The sequence below is a fragment of the Streptomyces sp. CHD11 genome, from assembly GCF_018638295.1.
GTDB lineage: Bacteria > Actinomycetota > Actinomycetes > Streptomycetales > Streptomycetaceae > Streptomyces.
In genome coordinates, this window is the sequence record NZ_JABTTS010000029.1 from 114,387 (window position 1) to 133,300 (window position 18,914).

Genomic DNA, 18,914 nt, shown 5'->3' on the forward strand with positions numbered 1-18,914 from the left:
GTCACAGCCGAGAACCGGGATCCGAACACCGCCGACGTACCCTCCGGGAAGGTGCGCAGCGGCAGCAACGGTAGTGCACCACTGTCTCGGGCCGGTGCTTTCCGGCCACCGCTGCAGCGCGTTCGTATGCGGTCCTGGAGGCTGTCACCGAGCAGCAGGCGCAGGCACTGGCCGACCGGTTCGGGGATGGGATGGTTTCACCCGGTATACGGAGAGCGGGCCGTTGTCGCTTCCGTACGGCTGTACGAGGCGTGGCGTCCCGTTGTGATGGTGCGGGCCGTATGTCCTATAGTCCCGTCCTTCACCGCCTCTTTTCATGCCACAGGCAGCCACTAGGATCTGCCCCGAGGACCTGACCATGGGGAACGGCGGCCCTCGAAGGACACGAGAAGCGGGGAACAGGCATGCGGGAAGGCCGGTGGGTCACGGTCACCGAGTCCGAGTTCGAGCACGAACGCCGCGGCCTGGAGGCGATCCGGGAGAAGCTGCCGGACGCCGACCCCTGGCGGGCCTGGTCGAACTTCACCTTCACCGCCAACACCGGCCACGTCCGCGAGGTCGACCTGCTGGTCGTCGCCCCCGGCGGCGTCTGCATGATCGAGCTGAAGGACTGGCACGGCTCGGTCACCTCCGAGAACGGCACCTGGGTGCAGACCACCCCCGGCGGCCGCCGCCGTACGCACGGCAACCCGCTGCACCTGGTCAACCGCAAGGCCAAGGAACTGGCCGGCCTGCTCGCGCTGCCCGGCGGCAGGCGGGTCTGGGTCGCCGAGGCCGTCTGCTTCACCGACAACGGCCTGCGCGTACGCCTGCCCGCCCACGACCGGAACGGCGTGTACACCGTCCACCAGCTGGTCGAGATGCTGGAGCAGCCCCCGCGTGACGAGCGGCGCCGGATCACCGCGATCGGCTCGCGGGAGATCGCGGCGGCCCTCAAGAGCATCGGCATCCGCAAGAGCGACGCCCAGTACAAGGTCGGCCCGTACGAGCTGGAGCGGAAGTCCTTCGACTCCGGGCCCACCTGGGCGGACTACCTGGCCCGCCACAGCGACCTCCCCGAGGCCGCCCGCGTCCGCATCTACCTGAGCGAGCGCGGCTCGGACGCCTCCCTGCGCCAGTCCGTCGAGAACGCCGCCCGCCGCGAGGCCGCGGTGCTGGGCCGCTTCAAGCACCCGGGCGTGGTCCAGCTCAAGCAGTACTTCCCCTCCGGGCACGCCGCCGGACCCGCGCTGATCTTCGACTACCACCCGGACACCCTGAAGCTGGACGAGTACCTGGTCCAGTACGGCGAGAAGCTGGACATCCTCGGCCGGATGGCGCTGGTCCGCCAGCTCGCCGAGACCATGCGCTCCGCGCACGCCAGCCGCATCCACCACCGGGCGCTCGCCGCCCGCTCCGTGCTCGTCGTCCCCCGGCCGCGCGGCGGGAAGGGCCGGGCCGTGGGGGAGGAGGCCGCCTGGCTCACCCCGCACCTCCAGATCTCCGACTGGCAGATCGCCACCCAGCGCAGCGGCGACTCCTCCCAGGGCCAGGGCATGACCCGCTTCGCGCCGACCGCCCTCTCCGCGACGCACCTGGGCGAGGACGCCGACGCCTACCTCGCCCCCGAACTCACCGCCCTCAGCCCCGACCCGGTCCACCTCGACGTGTACGGGCTCGGCGTCCTCACCTACCTCCTGGCCACCGGCAAGGCCCCGGCCGCCGGCCAGGCCGAGCTGCTGGCCCGCCTGGAGGCGGGGGAGGGCCTGCGCCCCAGCTCCCTGGTGGACGGCCTGTCGGAGGACGTGGACGACCTGGTCCAGGCCGCCACCGCCTACCGCCCCGGCCAGCGGCTGTCCAGCGTGGACGAGTTCCTGGAGCTGCTGGAGGCCGTCGAGGACTCCCTCACCGCCCCGGCCCAGGCCGCCACCGCCACGGAAGGGCCGGCCGGCGAGGACGACCCGGCCGCCGCCGACAAGGACCCGCTGGAGGCCGTCGCCGGTGACGTGTTCGCCGGCCGGTGGGAGATCCGCCGCCGCCTCGGCACCGGCTCCACCAGCCGCGCCTTCCTCGTCCGCGACCTCCAGGCCGAGGCCCGCAGGACCCGCCCGCTCGCCGTGCTGAAGGTCGCCCTCTCCGACAGCCGCAGCGAGATCCTCGCCCGCGAGGCCGAGGCCATGGGACGCCTGCGCCCCCACTCCGGCATCATCCGCCTCGTCGAACCCGAGCCGCTGCACATCGGCGGCCGTACCGTCCTGGCCCTGGAGTACGTCGGCGACGAGCGCGACGACAGCGGACCGGGCACCGAGGGCGGCGGACGCCCCCGCCGCCGCGAGGAGACCGTCGCCCGCCAGCTCCGCGAGCACGGCCGCCTCCCGGTCGACCAGCTCGAAGCGTACGGCGACTACCTCTTCGGCGCCGTCGACTTCCTGGAGGGCGAGGGCGTCTGGCACCGCGACATCAAGCCCGACAACATCGCCATCCGCATCCGCCCCAACCGCACCCGCGAACTCGTCCTCATCGACTTCTCCCTCGCCGGCTACCCGGCGAAGAGCACCAACGCGGGCACCGACGGCTACCTCGACCCCTTCATCGACGTCATCACCCGCGGCTCCTACGACTCCCACGCCGAGCGGTACGCCGTCGCCGTCACCCTGCACCAGATGGCCTCCGGAGAGCTGCCCAAGTGGGACGACGGCAGCGTCCTGCCCCGCATGACCGACGCGAAGGAGTGGCCGTACCCGACGATCGCGGCCGAGGCCTTCGACCCGGCCGTACGGGACGGTCTCGTCGCCTTCTTCCAGAAGGCCCTGCACCGCGACGCCGGCCGGCGGTTCCCTGAGCTGAAGCCGATGCGGGACGCCTGGCGCAAGGTCTTCCTCGACGCCTCGCAGACCGTCCCGTCCAGCCACCGCTCCCGCCAGCCGGCCGCCACGGCCACGGGGGAGGGAACACCCGCCGAGGGTGCCGTCGCGGCGGTCATCGCGGACGCCGAGCCGGAGACCGCCGAGCAGCAGCGCGACCGGCTCGCCGCCGAGGTCACGCGGGACACCCCGCTGACCGTCTCCGGGCTCACGCCCGCCGCCCAGTCCTTCCTGTACGGCCTCGGCATCACGACGGTCGGCGAACTGCTCGACTACAGCCGCCGCAAGCTCGTCAACGCCCCCGGCCTGGGCGCCAAGACCCGCAACGAGGTCCAGCAGCGTCAGCGTGAGTGGGGCGAGCGGCTGCGCGAGATCCCCGTCTCCCCGCTCACACCCAAGGGGCGCGCGGAGGCCAGGGAGGAGCTGGAGCAGCTCACCGCCGCCGAGTCGGCCCTCGTCGGCGAACTCGCCACCGGCGAGTCGGCGGGCGCGCTGTCCGCCCGCACGCTGCGCTCCGTCAGCCTCGACACCCTCGCCACCGTCCTCGTGCCCGCGGTCAACAACAACGGCTCCAACCGCAACAAGGCCGAGATGGTGCGGCTGCTGCTGCGCCTGCCGGACGAGCGCGGGGTCCTGCCGGACATCGGGGTCTGGCCGAAGCAGAAGGATGTCGCGGACGCTCTGGGGCTGAGCCACGGCCGCATCCCGCAGATGCTCAAGGAGGAGCGCAAGCGCTGGAAGGCGGAGCCCGCCGTCCAGGCACTGCGCGAAGAGATCATCGACCTCCTGGTGAGCATGGGCCGGGTCGCCTCGGCGGTGGAGATCGCGGACGCCCTGGCGGTCCGGCGCGGCACGCATCTCGCGGGGCGCGAGCAGCGGCGGGCGATGGCGCTGGCGGCGGTACGGGCCGTGGTCGAGGTCGAGCAACTGCTGCCGCAGGAAGCCGAGTTCCAGCACCAGCCGAACCGCAGGGCGACGGACGAGTCCCTGGGCGCCGGCCTGCTCGCCCTCGACGTACGGGAGAGTGACGGCCCGGACACCCCGACCGCGCCCGGCCTGCTGGAGTACGCGACCCGTCTCGGCAGGACGGCCGACCGGCTCGCCAAGCTGGACACCCTGCCGACGGCGGCGACCGTGCTGGCCGAGCTGGGCGCGCTGACGGTGCCGCCGGGCGCGGTGGACTGGGACGAGCGGCGGATGGTGGAACTGGCGGCCGCGGCCTCCGTGAACGCCGCCGCCACGCCACGCCTGGAGATCTACCCGCGCGACCTGCCGCTGGTCCGGGCGCTGCGTCTCACACAGGCCGGGCTCGTCCGCTGGACCCCGGGGATGCCGGAGGGGCAGCAGCCGGGGCTGACCGGCGAGGCCGTGCACGAGCGGGTCCGCGCCCGCTTCCCGGAGATGGTCGTCCCCGACGGGCGCGGCGGCACGACCCACGAACTGCCGACGGGCGGCCCGCTCACCAAGGCGCTGCGCGACGCCGGCTTCGAACTGTCGCTCAGCACGCACGAACACGAGGGCCTGCTGCGCTACCTGCCGACGAAGGTGGACGACGCGTCCAGCTACCTGACGACGGGTGCGTGGCGGCAGTCGACGCGCACGGGTGCGGTCACGCGGTACGCCGACGACCCCGAGCTCGCGGGCGCGGTACGCGCGGAGGAACGTCTGCTCGCGTCGGCCCGTAGGGACGGGTACCGGGTGCTGACGGTCGGACAGCGGTCGGTGCGGGAAGCGGTGGCCGGGCTGCGCAGCGAGCGGCTGGCGGCGGAAGCGGTCTCGGTGACCGAACTGTTCCTGGAGGCCCTGCACGCGCAGGTCACGCCCGGCACCAAGCCCACCTGGGAGACCCTGCTCAAGGCGGACGCCGCCGAGCCGGGCTCGAAGGGCGCGGTGCGGTTCGCGGAGTACACGCGGACGGCGTGGGGCGCGGTGGAGCCGCGGATAGCGGAGCTGCTGGGCAACGGTGGGGGTGGCGGCGCCGGTTCTGCCGGTCGTGTCGGTCCGGTGTTGCTGACGGAGGCCGGGGTGTTCGCGCGGTACGACGCGATGGGCGTCCTGGACCGGCTCGCGTCGGCGGCCCGGCAGGGCGGGCGGGGGCTGTGGCTCCTGGTCCCGCAGAGCGACCCCTCGCGCGAGCCCCGGCTCGGGCAGGTGGCCGTGCCGTACCAGGCCGGCCTGGGGGAGTGGATTCAGCTTCCGGACACGTGGGTGGGCAACGCCCATCGGGGGTCCGGTGAGGTTGTGGCAAGTGCTGGTGCCAGTGGTGTCGAGGGAGACGTCAAGTGATCGACCGCAAGGCTCTGTTGAACGACCTGAAGCAGCAGGTCAAGGCGGTCGAGACCGACCTCGGGCGCCAGGTGAAGGCGCTGGGCGATGTCGGCGCGAGGCTGAGGGCCGAGTACGACCAGGCGCGCAAGCTGGGGCGTACGGCGGCGACGTGGACCTCGTGGCTGGACGAGCGGGTCACCCAGGTCGCGGTGGCGTGGGTGCTGGGGACCGTGTTCGTGCGGTTCTGCGAGGACAACCGGCTGATCCCGGAGCCGTACCTGACGGGGCCGGACGGTGACCGGCGTGAGTTGGCGGAGTCCCGGTACGACGCGTACGTGGAGTCGGACGAGGATCCGACGTACCGGGGGTGGCTGGAGACGGCGTTCGAGGAACTGGGTCAGGGGCAGGCGGGACGGCTGCTTTTCGACAAGCGGCACAACCCGCTGTACCAGGTTCCGCTGTCGCATGACGGTGCGCGGGATCTGGTCGAGTTCTGGCGGGGGAGGGACGAGGCGGGCGTCCTCGTCCACGACTTCACCGACCCGCTGAACGAGGACGGTACGGAGGGGTGGGACACGCGGTTCCTGGGGGATCTGTACCAGGACCTGAGCGAGGCGGCGCGTAAGACGTACGCGCTGCTCCAGACGCCGGAGTTCGTGGAGGAGTTCATCCTCGACCGGACGATGAACCCGGCGGTGCGGGAGTTCGGGTATGAGGAACTGAAGATGATCGACCCTACGTGTGGGTCGGGGCACTTTGTGTTGGGGGCGTTTCGGCGGTTGGTGCGGCTGTGGGGGGAGGGGCAGCCAGGGCGGGATGTGCATGAGCGGGTGCGGGCGGCGCTGGACTCGGTGCACGGGGTGGATGTTAATCCGTTTGCGGTGGCTGTGGCGCGGTTCCGGTTGCTGGTTGCGGCTATGGCCGCGAGTGGGGTGCGGACGCTGGGGAAGGCGGTGAAGTACGAGTGGCCGATCCACCTAGCGGTGGGCGACTCGCTCATCAAAGCCCGGCAGTTGGAACTGACGCTTGGTGGGGATGAGGACGGCCTTGATGACCCGCTGGCCTCGTTCGCCTACGCCACGGAGGACGTGCACGAGCACCCGGAGATTCTGCAGCAGGGGCGCTATCACGTGGTGGTGGGGAATCCGCCCTATATCACCGTGAAGGATAAGAAGCTGGGTGCTCTGTATCGAGAGCTTTACAGCGCTTGTTTTCGAGAGTACGCACTTTCAGTTCCTTTTGCCCAGCGATTCTTTGAACTTGCAAGGCGAGGTGATGCTGAAGGTCATGGCTATGGAATGATTGGGCAGATTACTGCCAACTCCTTCATGAAGCGCGAGTTCGGCAAGAAGCTTATCGAGGGTTATTTCAGGAATGAGGTAGAACTCGCGGAGGTTATCGATACTTCTGGCGCATATATTCCAGGGCACGGAACACCAACCGTCATCATGATTGGTCGACGGCGTTCAGGGGCGGCGCGTTCGTCGGTGCTAAGAACAGTTCGCGGCATTCAAGGTGAGCCTGCAAGGCCGAAGGATCCGAGCAAGGGGCTTGTCTGGCGCGCGATCTGCGAGCAGATCGATAGAAGTGATTCAGAAAGCGAGTGGGTCAGCGTCGTAGACGCTGATCGCGATAGCATGTCAACTCACCCATGGAGTCTTACTGGCGGTGCAGCCGTCGATGTCATGCAACGCATCGGGCAACATGAGCGCAAGTTGAGTGATGCTGTTGATGAAATCGGATTGTCCGTCGTTACAGGTGAGGACTCCGCATACGTGGTCTCTCTTACGAAAGCCATAGAATACCGAGGGGTTTCCATCACGTCGACTGTCGACGGGCAAGACATTCGGGACTGGAGCCTCCAAGAGAGAAGTTGGCTGGTTAATCCATATCAGGATGATTACACGCTTGGTGTCGAATCGGCGCCTGGCCTCTTGAGGTTCATGTGGCCAGCCCGTCGCGTTCTACAGCTGAGGAAGAAGTTTAGTGTAACGCTCCTGGATCGTGGAATTCCGTGGATTGAGTGGCGTGAACTCTACCGATCTAAACTCTCCGCGCCTAGCTTGATCGCCTTTCCTCTCGTTGCCACGCATAATCACTTCTATGTTCAGCGCGAAGTGATCCCTTCAAAGCACTCGACGACGGTAATTAAGTTGCGCGACGAGGCTACGCCGGAGGAGCACGTGCGGTTGCTCGGGCTGCTCAATAGCTCCACAGTGGGTTTCTGGCTCAAGATGGTGAGCCACGGCAAGGGGAATGGCGGCGTTAACGAAGGGTACCGAGGGGCGGCGTGGGAGGAATTCTTCGAGTTCACAGGTACCAAGCTTCAGGAGCTTCCCCTTCCCGCCGCGTACCCGACTGCATTTGCTACCGCCCTTGACAGCCTGGCTCAGCATCTAACGGCCGCTAGTCCTGCGACCGTGGTCGCTGAGACCACGCCCACAGCCGGCGCCCTCCGTAAAGCCAAGACCCGCTGGGAGTCCACCCGCGCCCGCATGATTGCCTTGCAAGAGGAGCTGGACTGGCAGGTCTACTCCCTCTACAGCCTCCACTCTGGAGACCTCCGCGTCTCCGAGGACCCCGACGACCCCGATATTCCCGAACTTGCTATCGGTGAGCGTGCCTTCGAGATAGTGCTCGCTCGTCGCGTCGCCGCAGGCGAGGCCAGTGGCGAGTGGTTCGAGCGGCACAATTCCACGCCCGTCACGGAGATTCCCGCTCACTGGTCTGCCCTCTACCGGGAGATCATTCAAAAGCGCATCGATGCCATCGAGTCGAACCGTGCCGTCGGCATGGTCGAGCGGCCCGAGTACAAGCGGCGCTGGGCCACCGAGGGGTGGGACTCCCTGCAGGAGAAGGCCCTGCGGTCCTGGCTGCTCGACCGGATGGAGAACCGCGATCTCTGGTTTGCCGAGAACGGGCAGCCGACCATCCTCACCCTGGCCCGGCTCATCGACGCGCTCTCCCGTTATGAGGACTTCGTCTCCGTCGCTGAACTCTACGCGCCCCGGAAGGAACTGGCCAAGGTCGTCTCCGAGCTGATCAACGACGAGCATGTGCCGTTCCTTTCCGCGCTGCGGTACAAGCCCTCCGGGCTCAAGAAGCGTGCCGACTGGGAAGAGGTCTGGGACCTTCAGCGCAAAGAGGACGCCGCTCCCGACGAGCCCGCCAAGCGGAAGATCCGAGACTCGATCCCCGTACCGCCGAAGTACGCCTCGGTCGACTTCCTCCGTCCTTCCTACTGGCGGGCGCGCGGCAAGCTCGACGTGCCGAAGGAGCGGTTCATCTCCTACGGGCAGACCAGTGCCGCCACCCCCGAGCTGTACGGGTGGGCCGGCTGGGATCACCGGGAGCAGGCGCAGGCCCTCGCCACGTACTTCACCAACACCGCGCTGTCCACCGAGGAGATCACGCCGTTCCTCGCCGGCCTGCTGGAACTCCAGCCGTGGCTGTCCCAGTGGCACAACGAGTTCGACATGCTCTACAGCGGCTCCCCGGCGGACTTCTTCGCCGGTTACCGCCAGCAGAAGCAGGGCGAGCATGGACTCACTGACGACGAGCTCCGTGGCTGGCGCCCTCCGGCCGCGACCCGAGGTCGTCGCGCAGCAGCGAAGCAGTAGCCAGGAGTAGATCGACGTCTGTCGGTTCAGGGGCCACCCGGTGCGTGAGTGGGTGGCCCACTGTCTTCACGTATAGCTCCGCCCACACGGTCTTGCCTGGGGCGGTCCGGCGAGGGCTGACGCCCCAGTCGTCCGCGAGGGCGGCGACGAGCAGCAGGCCCCGGCCGGACTCGGAAAGCGAGTCGGTCGCCGGGGGACTGGCCGGAGGCCGTTTCTCAGCGAGGGTGTCGGTCACCTCGATACGGAAGATGCCCACGGCCAAGGTGAGTTGAATGTGGAAGTCCCGGCCGGGGACGTGGCCGTGGCGTACGGCGTTGGTGGTGAGTTCCGCCGTGATGAGGGTGAGCGTCTCGTTGACCGGGGTCGTGTAGGGGTGGCCCCAGTCGTTCAGACGGTGCGAGACGAGTCGGCGGGCGAGGCGGGCGCCGCGTGGCGTCGAGGTGAAGCGCATGGCGAACTCGCGTTCGGGTGCGGGATGCTGCGGCATATGCCCGTTCAGGGGAGTTTCTGACTTCATAGGGTCAACAGTCATGGACTCTGCGTAGCGTTGACCAGGAGCGATGCGCTGACGGGTACGGGCTGTACACGCGGGCGGTGCGCTTGTACCTGGTGTTGGGCGTGACCGGTCCCAGGGTCCCGAGTTGGCTGACTGGGCGGTTGTACGAGAGGAGCTGTGGCGTGGACGACGAGGTTCAGCAGCCGGAGTACGAGGTCGGGACGGGCATGCTGTGCGTGTTCGGGCGGCAGTTGAAGCTGCTCCGGGAGCGAGCGGGCCTGGACCGCGCGAGACTCGGATCACTGACCGGGTACTCGGCCTCGACGATCGCGTCGTTCGAGCAGGGGAGACGTATCTCGCCACCGAAGTTCATCGACCAGGCCGATGAAGTGCTGGGCGCGGGTGGAGTGTTGAGCGCGAGCAAGGAGGAGGTGGCTCGGGCCCAGTATCCGGCGTTCTTCCGGGATGCTGCCAAGTTGGAGGCCGAGGCCGTTGAACTTCATGTGTATGCGAACCAGGGGGTGCCTGGGCTCTTGCAGACCGAAGAGTATGCGCGGGCAGTGTTCACCAACTGGCGGCCCCTGCTGCACGAGGACGTGGTCGAGCAGAGGGTGACAGCGCGCCTGGCTCGGCATGAGATCTTCTGCCGGACGCAGTTGCCCACCATCAGCTTCGTCATCGAGGAGTCGGTCTTGCGTAGGCCGCTGGGTGGGTGGGGCGTCATGCGCGGGCAGTTGGAGCAGATCCTGCTCCATGGCCAGCGGCGTAACGTGGAGATCCAGGTGCTGCCGACAGAGCGGGACGAGCACGCCGGAATGGCTGGTCCGTTCACCTTGATCGAGACGAAGGAAGGGCGGAGGATCGCGTACGTGGAGGCGCAGCAGGACAGTCGCCTCTACACAGCGCGGAAGCCAGTCAGGGAGATCGAGGAGCAGTACGGACTCCTTCGGGCCCAAGCGCTCACTCCGCGCGAGTCACTGGCCTTCGTCGAAAAGTTGCTTGGAGAGAGATGAACGTCGAACAGTCTGTACCCGAGCCGACCTGGTTCAAGAGCAGTTACAGCAGCGGAGCTGGCGGCGAATGCGTCGAGGTCGCCACCCGCCCCGCCAGGGTTCACGTCCGCGACTCAAAGGACACGACCCGCGCCGCACTCGCCATACAACCCACGGCGTGGACCGCGTTCGTCGAGTTCGCGGCACTCTGACGGGACAGGGCCCTCGGCGGGCGAGTGCTTGCCGAGGGCCCTGTGCGCAGGTGAAAGCCTCCACCCGCTCTGAGCGGTGATGTCGGAAGTCAGGCCGCTGCCGCGGGCACACCGCCGAGGTGCCGGCCGGATCAGGCGAAGAGGAGCGTGGGCTCCGCGAGGATGTCACGCCCCGCTTCGCTCTTGTAGATCAGGTCGATGCTGCCGAAGCGGGCCTGGTCGTAGTCCAGGCCGAGTCCCGCCACCGCCTCCTTCACGGCAGCTTCGGAAGAGCCTTCGATCTCCAGGAAGGTGGGGAGGTCCGGCCAGGTGTCGAAGTCGTAGGTGACACCGTCCAGGTGCCATTCCTCGCGGTAGTTCTGCTGGTAGCGGACCTGCCGCAGGCCGAGCGCCGCGAGGAGTTCCGCGGTCCTGGCCAGGTCGTCGACCTCGATCTCGATCTCGGTGGTCCCGTGGATGTGCGTCGCGTCGGTGACCTGCTTCAGGGTGAGCGTCGTCCTGCCGCCCTCGTCGCGCAACCGCAGCCACTGCTCGCCCTGCACGGCGTCGTTCTCGAAGATCAGACGCGTGAACATGGTCATGGGGAAGACCTGTTCCGCCCCGGCGGTGCGCAGAGCGCCGAGGGTGGCCTCCACGTCGATTTCCAGGAACTTTGCTTCGTATTCGTTCTGCGCCACGGTTCTCCTTCTCATGTGACGGTCTGAGCGGGCAGGTCGTGGAATTCCCGCTCGCGCATCTTGTTGATTTCGCTGCACACGGCGCTGCCCAGGAACTCGTCGACGGGCAGACAGAGATCCATACGCTGAATGCAGACGCCTACGTGGAAGGTCCCCTTGGGGCCGCGGTAGAGACGGACCCCGTAGTAACCCTCCTGGCAGTCGGTTGTGTTGTTGAAGCGGCAGCTTGCGCAGGTCTCGGGCAGGCGCAGGGGCCGAATGTGCTTGACCTTGATCACGCGTCCGCCGGGCAGGGTGTAGGAGATGCGGAATCCGGAGCTTCCAGCGATGACGTGGACTTCCTGAGGCACCGCGCCGAGGCTGCCGAGAAGCTCGTCGATGGCGTCCAGCGACTTGTCCCCGTCGGCCAGGGACGACAGGATTCTCAACGACACCTGCGGAGAGTACCGGTCCAGGAGCCGGTGAACGCGCTCGATATGGCTGTGGTCCGGGATGACCACGTTCGCGCTCACGCCGATTCCCTCCTCGGTCGCCACCTGGATCGATCGCTCCAGGGCCTCGATCTTCCGCGCCGCCAGGGAAGCCGTCCGGAACCGGACGCTCTGCACCTGCGCCAGTTCCTCGGGTGTGGTGCCGAAGATCGAGAAGTTGACGCGGCCAAGGCCCGCCTTCGCGCACGCGGGGAGGACCCTGGTGCCGTTCTCACCGTTGGAGGTGACGCCCACGTCATATCCCTCCTCCCTGGCCATGGCGACGATCGCCGCGAGCTTGGGGTGCAGGGTCGGTTCCCCTCCCGTGAGGTGAACCTCCTCGAAGCCCAGGGCGTCACGCAGCCCCGCCAAGGCGGCGCGAAAGGCGTCGTCAGGGAACACGGGAGCTGTCACGAAGCGCGCTCCGTTGGTCGCGAGATAGATGGAGACCCGTCCCGACCGGCCGACAGCGCCGAATTCGCCGGCGGTCTGAGCGTGGTTGTCGGCGCTGACAGGTGTGCCTTCGTTGTGGCAGAAGGTGCAGGTCATCCCGCAGGCATCGATGACCTTGACCCGGAGTGTGCGGTCCATCGTGACCCGGACCGGGGCAAGATCGCGGATACTTCGCAATGCTCGGTGCTTGAACACGACGTACAGCTCCGTCCTCAGGGCGGCGTCGATGCCGTCCGCGATCAGTTGCGTGTCGATGCGCAGGTTGTCGACGGCCGGCGCCCTGCGTCTGTCGGCCACGATGGTCACAGCGCATCTCCGGCGGTACCGCAATGCGCGGTGGCTGCCTCGGTTGCTCGGGTGCGGAGACGAACGTAGAACGGCCGTCACTCAAGTCCCAAGAAGATTGCGCGAGTTTGCGGCACATCGATTGACTGCCCAGAACGCCCTGCGGACCATCGTCATGTCGCGCAAACCTGAGCAAGGCAGCAGACAGGGGAACGACCATGAAGCTACGGTTCCTTGGTAAGAACTCCACGGTCGGTGACTGCCCGACCCTGTACGCCACAGACCGGGACACCTACCTCGTCCAGGGCTGGAAGATCTTCGCGAACGACCTGTTGGTGCAGCTTGAGATCCCGGAGGGGGAGACGGCGGTGGAGGTGCCCACAGAGCTGTTCGACCACCTCGCGAAGGACGGCCTGCCGGCCGGGGAGGTCAGGCGCATCGAGGACCCGATCATGATCCTCACGCCGGGCGGTACGTTCGTGGTCCAGGGCCGGGAGGTGACCGACCCCGAGGCCCTGGCCCAGATGGAGATTCCGGATTACGAGACCGTGGTCGAGGTCACCAAGCCCGCGATCACCGCCCTACTGGAGGAACCGCGTGGAGCTGATCTCCAGCGCCGAGCGCAACCAGCTCTTTGAGAGCTTCGCGCAGGACGCATTCCATCTGGAGCTGAGGGACGACTACTCCGTCCCCGACGAGGACAGCCCCTTCACGAGCTGGCTCCGCGGCGAGAGCGTCGACTACTCCTACATGGACCCGTGGACGCAACTCATCAGGCGCGTCACCGGGGAAGGGAAAACAGTCCGACGCGTCCGCGTGGTCACCGAGCCTCACACCCCCTACATCCAGTGGGAGCACGCCACCACCGGCCGCAACGAGGAGGCCGGCGAGGAGATCCGCTGGCTGCCCCGACACCGCCTGCCCGAGGGCGTCACCTTCCCCGTGGGTGGAAACGACTGGTGGCTGTACGACAACCGCCTCCTCGCAGTGGGGCACTTCGACTCCGACGGCGCAGTGCTCGGGTCGGAGATCGTCGAGGATCCGGACACCGTGGCCGCGTGCGTGCGCCTGCGGGATCTGCTGTGGGCCGCCGCCATTCCCCACCCCGCGTACGAGCCCTGACCGACCAGTGAGCAAGCAGGTAGAAGAGGCGCTGCAGGCGCTCGGTGCCCGGCTGCGTGGCTTCCGCAAGGACGCCGGATTCACCAGCGGCCGGGCATTCGCTCGTGCCACCTCGTGGCAGGAGTCGAAGATCTCCCGCATCGAGAACGGCAAGCAGCGTCCCAGCGAGGACGACATCCGGGTCTGGTGCGAGATGACCGGCCAGAGCGAGCAGTCGGGTGACCTGGTCGCGATCGTCCGCCATGTCGACGAGCTGTGGCTCGAATGGCGACGGCAACTCCAGAGCGGCGTCGAGAAACGACAGCGCCAAGCGATCCCGGTGTACGCCAGGACCAAGGCCTTTCGCATCTGGCACCCCACGCTCATCTGGGGAACCCTTCAGACCGCGGAATACGCCGCCGAAGTCTTCCGCCAGGGCGTCAGCTACTACGAGATTCCCAATGACGCCGAAGCGGCCGTGGCGAAGCGACTCGAGCGCCAGCAGTACCTGTACCAGGGCGACCGCGTCTTCAACGTCCTCATCGGCGAACAGGCCCTGTACACCAACTTCGGCGGTTCCGAAGTGATGAAGGGGCAACTCGACCGTCTCCTGGCCGTGATGAGGCTTCCTCGTCTCAGCCTGGGCATCGTCCCCAGGTCCGCCCCCACCTTCATCTGGCCGGGCAACGCGTTTTCGATGTTCGACAGCCGACTCGTCCTCGTCGAGACCTACTCGGCCGAGCTCTCCGTCAGCCAGCCCCGAGAAATCGAGCTGTACACCAAGGCGTTCGCCCTCCTGAAACAGTCGGCGGTCTACGGCGTCGCCGTCCGCGAACTCATCTCCACAGCGGTTCAGCACTTCGACCAGATGCCGACGGACTAGGAGAGCGTCCATGCAGCCCGTAACCCCGAACTGGCGAACCAGCTCCTACACCGAGACACAGAACTGCGTCGAACTGGCCGACAACGATCCGAACAAGGTGATGGTCCGGGACACGAAAGCACGCGATCGGGGAACCATGGCCATCCAGCGAGACACCTGGACGATCTTCGTCCAGCATGCCAAGCGGACGTAGTGTGAGGCTTCGCCGGACAAACGATGTTCACCTACCGCTACGGCTACCGGCTGGCTCTCTGGGAGCGCCCGCTCACCCGAGCCGGGTTCGCCACGGCCGACGCGGGTCTCGTAGCGGCTCAGCCCGGTCACATCGGGACGCTGGTCGTACGCGCGGTCGCCCCGTGACGGACCCGTGCAGCCAGACGAAGCTGTTCCGGGAGCGGGCGGATCTGGATCGCGCGAGGCTCGGGTCGCTGACCGGGTACTGAGGAATCCGGTGTCGACGTCGTTCGTGGTCGTGAAGATCAGCGAGTAGCGGCGGCCGCAGACGCCTCGCGGATCGGGAAGCGGATCCAGAAACCCGGACAGGCGGACGGCGTCCGCCGGCCTGTGCTGCGTTCGCCCCTACCCGGACCGCCACGTCCACTCCACCACCGGACCAGCCCGATGTTCCGGACAGAGCGCAATCGTGCAAAGGACCCTGGCCCCGTCCCGCTGATCACCGTTACCCGTGACAACCCGTTGAAGCACCGACTCTCCGCGGCGGGGCCAAGGGGACGATCTCCCGGGCGAAGAAATCGTGGAACCCCTCACCACGCTCATACAGTGCGTCGAACCCGGCGTTCGTTTCCCGGATCAGTGAGCTGTCCGTATAGCGGTTGGCGCCCGCCGCGTTTCCGTCCTCGTCGTACACGACCTCGTACATGACCACATCGCCGAGGATCACGACTTCCGGGACCAGGCGATTCCGCTCGATGCTGGAGATATCGCGAGCGTCGATGACCTTGATGGCGTCACCCACATCCACGCGCACTCGCAGGACGAACAACTCCCATTGCACATACGGCGTGACAGGGAATTCCACCACCCGCAGGCGACGGTGGGTGACGCCCCGATCCGACGCCCGCCGGATTTCCCGGGCGTAGTCCTCGCGCCTCTCGTCGGCCAGCGACAGCGCCCTCTCCCAGTCGCCGTCGGCGAAGGCCTCCCAGCTCGGGAAGCCGCGCTCCCTGAAGTGCTGGCCGCGCTCGAGCTTGTTGAGGAAGCCGATCCCGCCGGTGTACACCCGGCTCAGGTCGGCATGGTACGTGGGGCGGTCCAGGCGTTCGGATGCGCCTCTGGGGAAGGAGTCAAACACTGGGGATGTCCGGCTTCGCCGCGATGAGCATGTTCCTGGGGATGACCACGAGGCGTTCGTCCGACCCGATCGACACCCCGTCGGGCAGGTTCCTGCCCAGCGACTGGGTGAGGTCCCGGCCGATGACGGCGATGTCGCCGTTGGCGAGTTCCCAGATGTCCGGACAGTCAGGAGTTCCGGTGGTGTTTCCGAGTTCCTGGGGGGTTTTCCCCAGACGCTGTTTGAAACTCGTGTACGGATCCGCTTCCCATGGCCGCCTGGTCATTTCCGTCGCCCCCTAGATCGGTCAGGATGCTTCACTGTAGCGTGCAACTGGCCTGCCTGGCCATGCGTCAGAGCCTGTCAACGGGGTAATGGCGAGGATTGATTCCTCCTTGTTCCCTGCCGCTCGGGGGTGGAATGATATTGATCGGAAAGAAAATCATGCCAACGCATGACAGGTGACACTTTCCATCTGTGCTATCGGATAATCGGGTGAACGGAGGGGTGGCTGTGGAAGCAGAAGTGGCCTTGCTCGCACAGAGCGCGGGGACCACCTTGGTCGCGTTGATGGCGACCGATGCCTGGCACCACGTGCGTGACGGGATCACCCAGCTCTGGCGCCGGACACAACCCGAACGCGCCGAGACCGTCGCCGCCGAGTTGGAGGCCGGCCGCGAGGACGCACTGACCGCCGCGGCCGCGGACGACCAGGAGACCCTGGACGAACTGCGCCTCCAGTGGCAGGGGATGGTGCGGCGGCTGCTCGTCGCCCGGCCCGCCGCCGTCGAGGAACTGCGCACCCTGCTGGACCGGCTCGACCCCGGTGGCTCGGCCGCCCGGCAGATCACCCAGCACGCCACCGCGTCCGGTCGGGCCCGGGTCTACCAAGCGGGACGTGACCAGCACATCGCAGAGCGATGACGGGTGGGACGGACGGCCACGCCGAGGACCAGGGACGCGTCTACCAGTCGTCGGGCGACCAGCACATCAGCGAGCACCACCACTACGGCGGTGACGGGCCGGAGCACGGCGGACCGGACTCGGTGCGCCGCCCGGCGGTCGGCCGGCCCCCCGTCGCGCTCCGCGACCGCGGCGAGGTGATGGAACGCCTGCGGGCGAGCGTCGAGGCGGGGCGCGGCGGCCAGGTCTACGTGCTGTACGGCATGGGCGGCTCGGGCAAGACGGCGGTCGCCTGCGCCCTCTTCCAGGAGGTCACCGGAGAACAGGGCCGGGTGGGCCTGTGGGTCAACGCCTCCGACCGCGCGAGCCTGCGCGCCGGCATGCTCGCCGTCGCCGCCGACCGAGGGGCGGACGACGGCGAACTGCTCGCCGCACGCAACGGCCTCAGACCCGCCGCCGATCTCGCCTGGACGTATCTCGACCGTTCCGCCGAACCCTGGTTACTGGTCCTGGACAACACAGACGAGCCGGAGATCCTGCGGGACGGCGACTGGCTGCGCACCAGCCCGCGCGGCACCGTCCTGGTGACCACCCGGCGGGCGGCGGCCCGGTGGTGGCCGGGCGCGGAGCTGCAGTACATCGGCGTACTGCCCCGGGAGGACGCCGCGCTCGTCCTGCGCGATCTCGCCCCGCACAGCGGCACCACGGAGCAGGCGGCGCGGGTCGCCGACCGGCTCGGGCGGCTGCCCCTCGCCCTCACCCTGGCGGGCGGCTTCCTCTCCCACCAGGTCATCGACCCCTGGACGATGGACGCCTACGGAGACCAGCTCGACGGGGACGAACGGGTCCAGCTGATCGACCGGGGAGCCGACGCGCTGTCCGAAGCGGATCCCCGGCGCCTGGTCGGCCTGACCTGGCAGCTGACCCTCGACGCGTTCGAGGCACGTGGGCTGCCCGAAGCGGCGGCCCTGCTCCGACTGCTGGCCCGGTTCGCCGCCGAGCCGCTGCCCCTGACCCTGCTCAACCACGCCGGCATCGGCGCCGTACTGCCCCGTGCCCGCACCGAGACGGCCCTCAGAGCCCTCCTCGACCAGTCACTGTCGGAACGGGTCGACGCCGCCGGCGCACGCTGCGTACAGAGCCACGGCATCCTGCTCGACAGCGTCGCGGCGGCCACCCCCGCGGACCTGGTGCCCGCCCTCGACACGACAGCCGTCCGCCTGCTCGACGCGGCCGTGCCCGGCGTACCCGACGCCGGTCCCCACGATCCCCGACTGCGCCTGCTGGTACCGCACGCGCTGGCCCTGCTGGGGCACGTCGGCGGGCCGTCCGCCGCCGACGCCCTGGCCGTCGCGACGCGGCTGTCCACCGCCCTGCACCGGACCGGTGACTACCTCTCCGCCTGGGAGACCGCCCGCAACGCGGCGGACCTCGGGCAGCGACTCCTCGGCGCGGACCACCGTACGGTCCTCGCCGCCCGCTCCAGGGCGGGGCGGGCACTGTTCCGGCTGGGCAGGTACGCCGAGGCCGAAGCGGTGCTCCGCCCGGTCCGGGACGCCCAGGAGCGCCTGTTCGGCGCCGACGACCCCGACACCACGGACAGTGGCTACGGCCTCCAGCTCGTCCTGGCGAACCTCGCCAGGCGCGAGGAGTCCGTCGCGCTGCTCCGCGGCACCGTCGCCGGTCGGCGCGCGGCGCTGGGCCCCGCGCATCCGCTGACCCTGCGGGCACGCGCCGGCCTGCTGGAGATGCTGCCCGCCGCCGACGTGGTCACCGAGGAGGGCGGCACGCTGCTCACGCTGCCGTCGGAGTGCGACCGGCTCCTCGGCCCCGAGCACACCGTGACCCTGGGCGCCCGGCACAACCACGCGTGGGCGCTGTACCTCCTGGGCCGCTTCGAGGAGGCCGACCGGGAGATCCGGCAGGTCGCCGAGACGTATGAGCGGCGCTTCGGACCCGAGTACCCGGTCGTGCTCGCCGCCCGGCAGCTCCTCTCCCGGACCCGGACCGCGCTCGGACACGTGGACGAGGGCATCGCGCTGATGACCGACGTCGTCGAGCGGCGGGAACGCGGCCTGGGCCCCGAGCACCCCTTCACGGTCGCCAGCCGGCACCTCCTGGACGCCTACCGGTCGGGGCGGTGGCGGCCGTAGCGCTCACCAGGACCGGGAGCGGCCCGCACGGACGGTGCGCGAGGGTATACGGCACGGGGGTGAAGGGAGTACCGATGTAGGGTGCTCTGCGCAGGCCGTACGGGTGACGTTCAGTACGAGGGGGACGAAGAGTGCAGACGCCGCGAACCCGCCTACCCTGACCCGGCCGACGCCGTGAGGGTGGTTCCCGTCCGGTCACCGCACGACCGGATCCGTCCCCGCCACCGGCCGGGACAGCCGGCCCGCCGCACCGGCCCTCCGCACCCC

At 68.4% G+C, this 18,914-nt stretch carries 15 protein-coding genes and 1 pseudogene; 11 read left to right on the forward strand and 5 right to left on the reverse strand.

Annotated features, from left to right (window positions below; genetic code table 11):
- Positions 1-404: 404 nt before the first annotated feature.
- Positions 405-5,129, forward strand: a complete 4,725-nt coding sequence (gene pglW, locus HTV45_RS25790) for a BREX system serine/threonine kinase PglW (protein ID WP_215208271.1) — start codon at positions 405-407, stop codon at positions 5,127-5,129.
- Positions 5,126-8,731 (forward strand): BREX-2 system adenine-specific DNA-methyltransferase PglX, encoded by a 3,606-nt coding sequence (gene pglX, locus HTV45_RS25795; RefSeq protein ID WP_215208272.1) that lies wholly within the window; start codon positions 5,126-5,128, stop codon positions 8,729-8,731. Before pglW ends, pglX begins: the two co-directional genes overlap by 4 nt.
- On the opposite strand, the gene HTV45_RS25800 is transcribed toward pglX, so the two are convergent.
- Positions 8,658-9,248 carry an ATP-binding protein gene (locus HTV45_RS25800; RefSeq protein ID WP_251692744.1) on the reverse strand — a complete coding sequence of 197 codons (591 nt, stop codon included), beginning with the start codon at positions 9,246-9,248 and terminating at the stop codon, positions 8,658-8,660. The two genes, pglX and HTV45_RS25800, sit on opposite strands and share 74 nt — an antisense overlap.
- A 161-nt stretch (positions 9,249-9,409) precedes the next feature.
- On the opposite strand from HTV45_RS25800, the gene HTV45_RS25805 reads away from it, so the two are divergent.
- Both HTV45_RS25805 and HTV45_RS25810 read left to right on the forward strand, forming a co-directional pair.
- Entirely contained in the window at positions 9,410-10,240 is an 831-nt protein-coding gene (locus HTV45_RS25805; RefSeq protein ID WP_215208273.1) for a helix-turn-helix transcriptional regulator, read from the forward strand.
- On the forward strand, positions 10,237-10,431 hold the full coding sequence (locus HTV45_RS25810; protein ID WP_215208274.1) for a DUF397 domain-containing protein: 195 nt from the start codon (positions 10,237-10,239) through the stop codon (positions 10,429-10,431). Before HTV45_RS25805 ends, HTV45_RS25810 begins: the two co-directional genes overlap by 4 nt.
- A 131-nt stretch (positions 10,432-10,562) precedes the next feature.
- On the opposite strand, the gene HTV45_RS25815 is transcribed toward HTV45_RS25810, so the two are convergent.
- Together HTV45_RS25815 and HTV45_RS25820 are read right to left on the reverse strand one after the other, a co-directional pair.
- The gene (locus tag HTV45_RS25815) at positions 10,563-11,108 is read right to left on the reverse strand and encodes a class IV adenylate cyclase (protein ID WP_308309754.1); all 546 of its coding nucleotides are present in this window, start codon (positions 11,106-11,108) and stop codon (positions 10,563-10,565) included.
- 11 nt (positions 11,109-11,119) lie between these two features.
- On the reverse strand, positions 11,120-12,337 hold the full coding sequence (locus tag HTV45_RS25820) for a radical SAM protein (protein WP_308309755.1): 1,218 nt from the start codon (positions 12,335-12,337) through the stop codon (positions 11,120-11,122).
- 197 nt (positions 12,338-12,534) lie between these two features.
- Between HTV45_RS25820 and HTV45_RS25825 the strand changes: the two genes are divergently transcribed.
- The 5 genes and pseudogenes from HTV45_RS25825 to HTV45_RS25845 form a co-directional block, all read left to right on the forward strand.
- Positions 12,535-12,954, forward strand: coding sequence for a hypothetical protein (locus HTV45_RS25825; RefSeq protein ID WP_215208276.1), 420 nt, complete (start codon positions 12,535-12,537; stop codon positions 12,952-12,954).
- On the forward strand, positions 12,914-13,438 hold the full coding sequence (locus HTV45_RS25830; protein WP_215208277.1) for a DUF6879 family protein: 525 nt from the start codon (positions 12,914-12,916) through the stop codon (positions 13,436-13,438). The genes HTV45_RS25825 and HTV45_RS25830 overlap by 41 nt, the downstream gene beginning before the upstream one ends.
- A gap of 7 nt (positions 13,439-13,445) precedes the next feature.
- Positions 13,446-14,300, forward strand: coding sequence for a helix-turn-helix transcriptional regulator (locus HTV45_RS25835; RefSeq protein WP_215208278.1), 855 nt, complete (start codon positions 13,446-13,448; stop codon positions 14,298-14,300).
- Between the two features lie 10 nt (positions 14,301-14,310).
- On the forward strand, positions 14,311-14,493 hold the full coding sequence (locus HTV45_RS25840) for a DUF397 domain-containing protein (RefSeq protein ID WP_215208279.1): 183 nt from the start codon (positions 14,311-14,313) through the stop codon (positions 14,491-14,493).
- A 5-nt stretch (positions 14,494-14,498) separates the two neighbouring features.
- Positions 14,499-14,660, forward strand: a pseudogene (locus HTV45_RS25845) (SAM-dependent methyltransferase); the annotation flags it as partial.
- A gap of 319 nt (positions 14,661-14,979) precedes the next feature.
- Here HTV45_RS25845 and HTV45_RS25850 read toward each other — a convergent pair.
- Both HTV45_RS25850 and HTV45_RS25855 read right to left on the reverse strand, forming a co-directional pair.
- Positions 14,980-15,612 (reverse strand): DUF6879 family protein, encoded by a 633-nt coding sequence (locus tag HTV45_RS25850; protein ID WP_215208280.1) that lies wholly within the window; start codon positions 15,610-15,612, stop codon positions 14,980-14,982.
- On the reverse strand, positions 15,605-15,877 hold the full coding sequence (locus HTV45_RS25855) for a hypothetical protein (RefSeq protein ID WP_215208281.1): 273 nt from the start codon (positions 15,875-15,877) through the stop codon (positions 15,605-15,607). Before HTV45_RS25855 ends, HTV45_RS25850 begins: the two co-directional genes overlap by 8 nt.
- A gap of 227 nt (positions 15,878-16,104) precedes the next feature.
- Here HTV45_RS25855 and HTV45_RS25860 point away from each other — a divergent pair, with 227 nt between their 5' ends.
- Together HTV45_RS25860 and HTV45_RS25865 are read left to right on the forward strand one after the other, a co-directional pair.
- Positions 16,105-16,515, forward strand: coding sequence for a hypothetical protein (locus HTV45_RS25860; protein ID WP_215208282.1), 411 nt, complete (start codon positions 16,105-16,107; stop codon positions 16,513-16,515).
- Complete coding sequence (locus tag HTV45_RS25865) at positions 16,512-18,647, forward strand: tetratricopeptide repeat protein (protein WP_215208283.1); 2,136 nt, start codon at positions 16,512-16,514, stop codon at positions 18,645-18,647. The genes HTV45_RS25860 and HTV45_RS25865 overlap by 4 nt, the downstream gene beginning before the upstream one ends.
- The last annotated feature ends 267 nt before the right edge of the window (positions 18,648-18,914 follow it).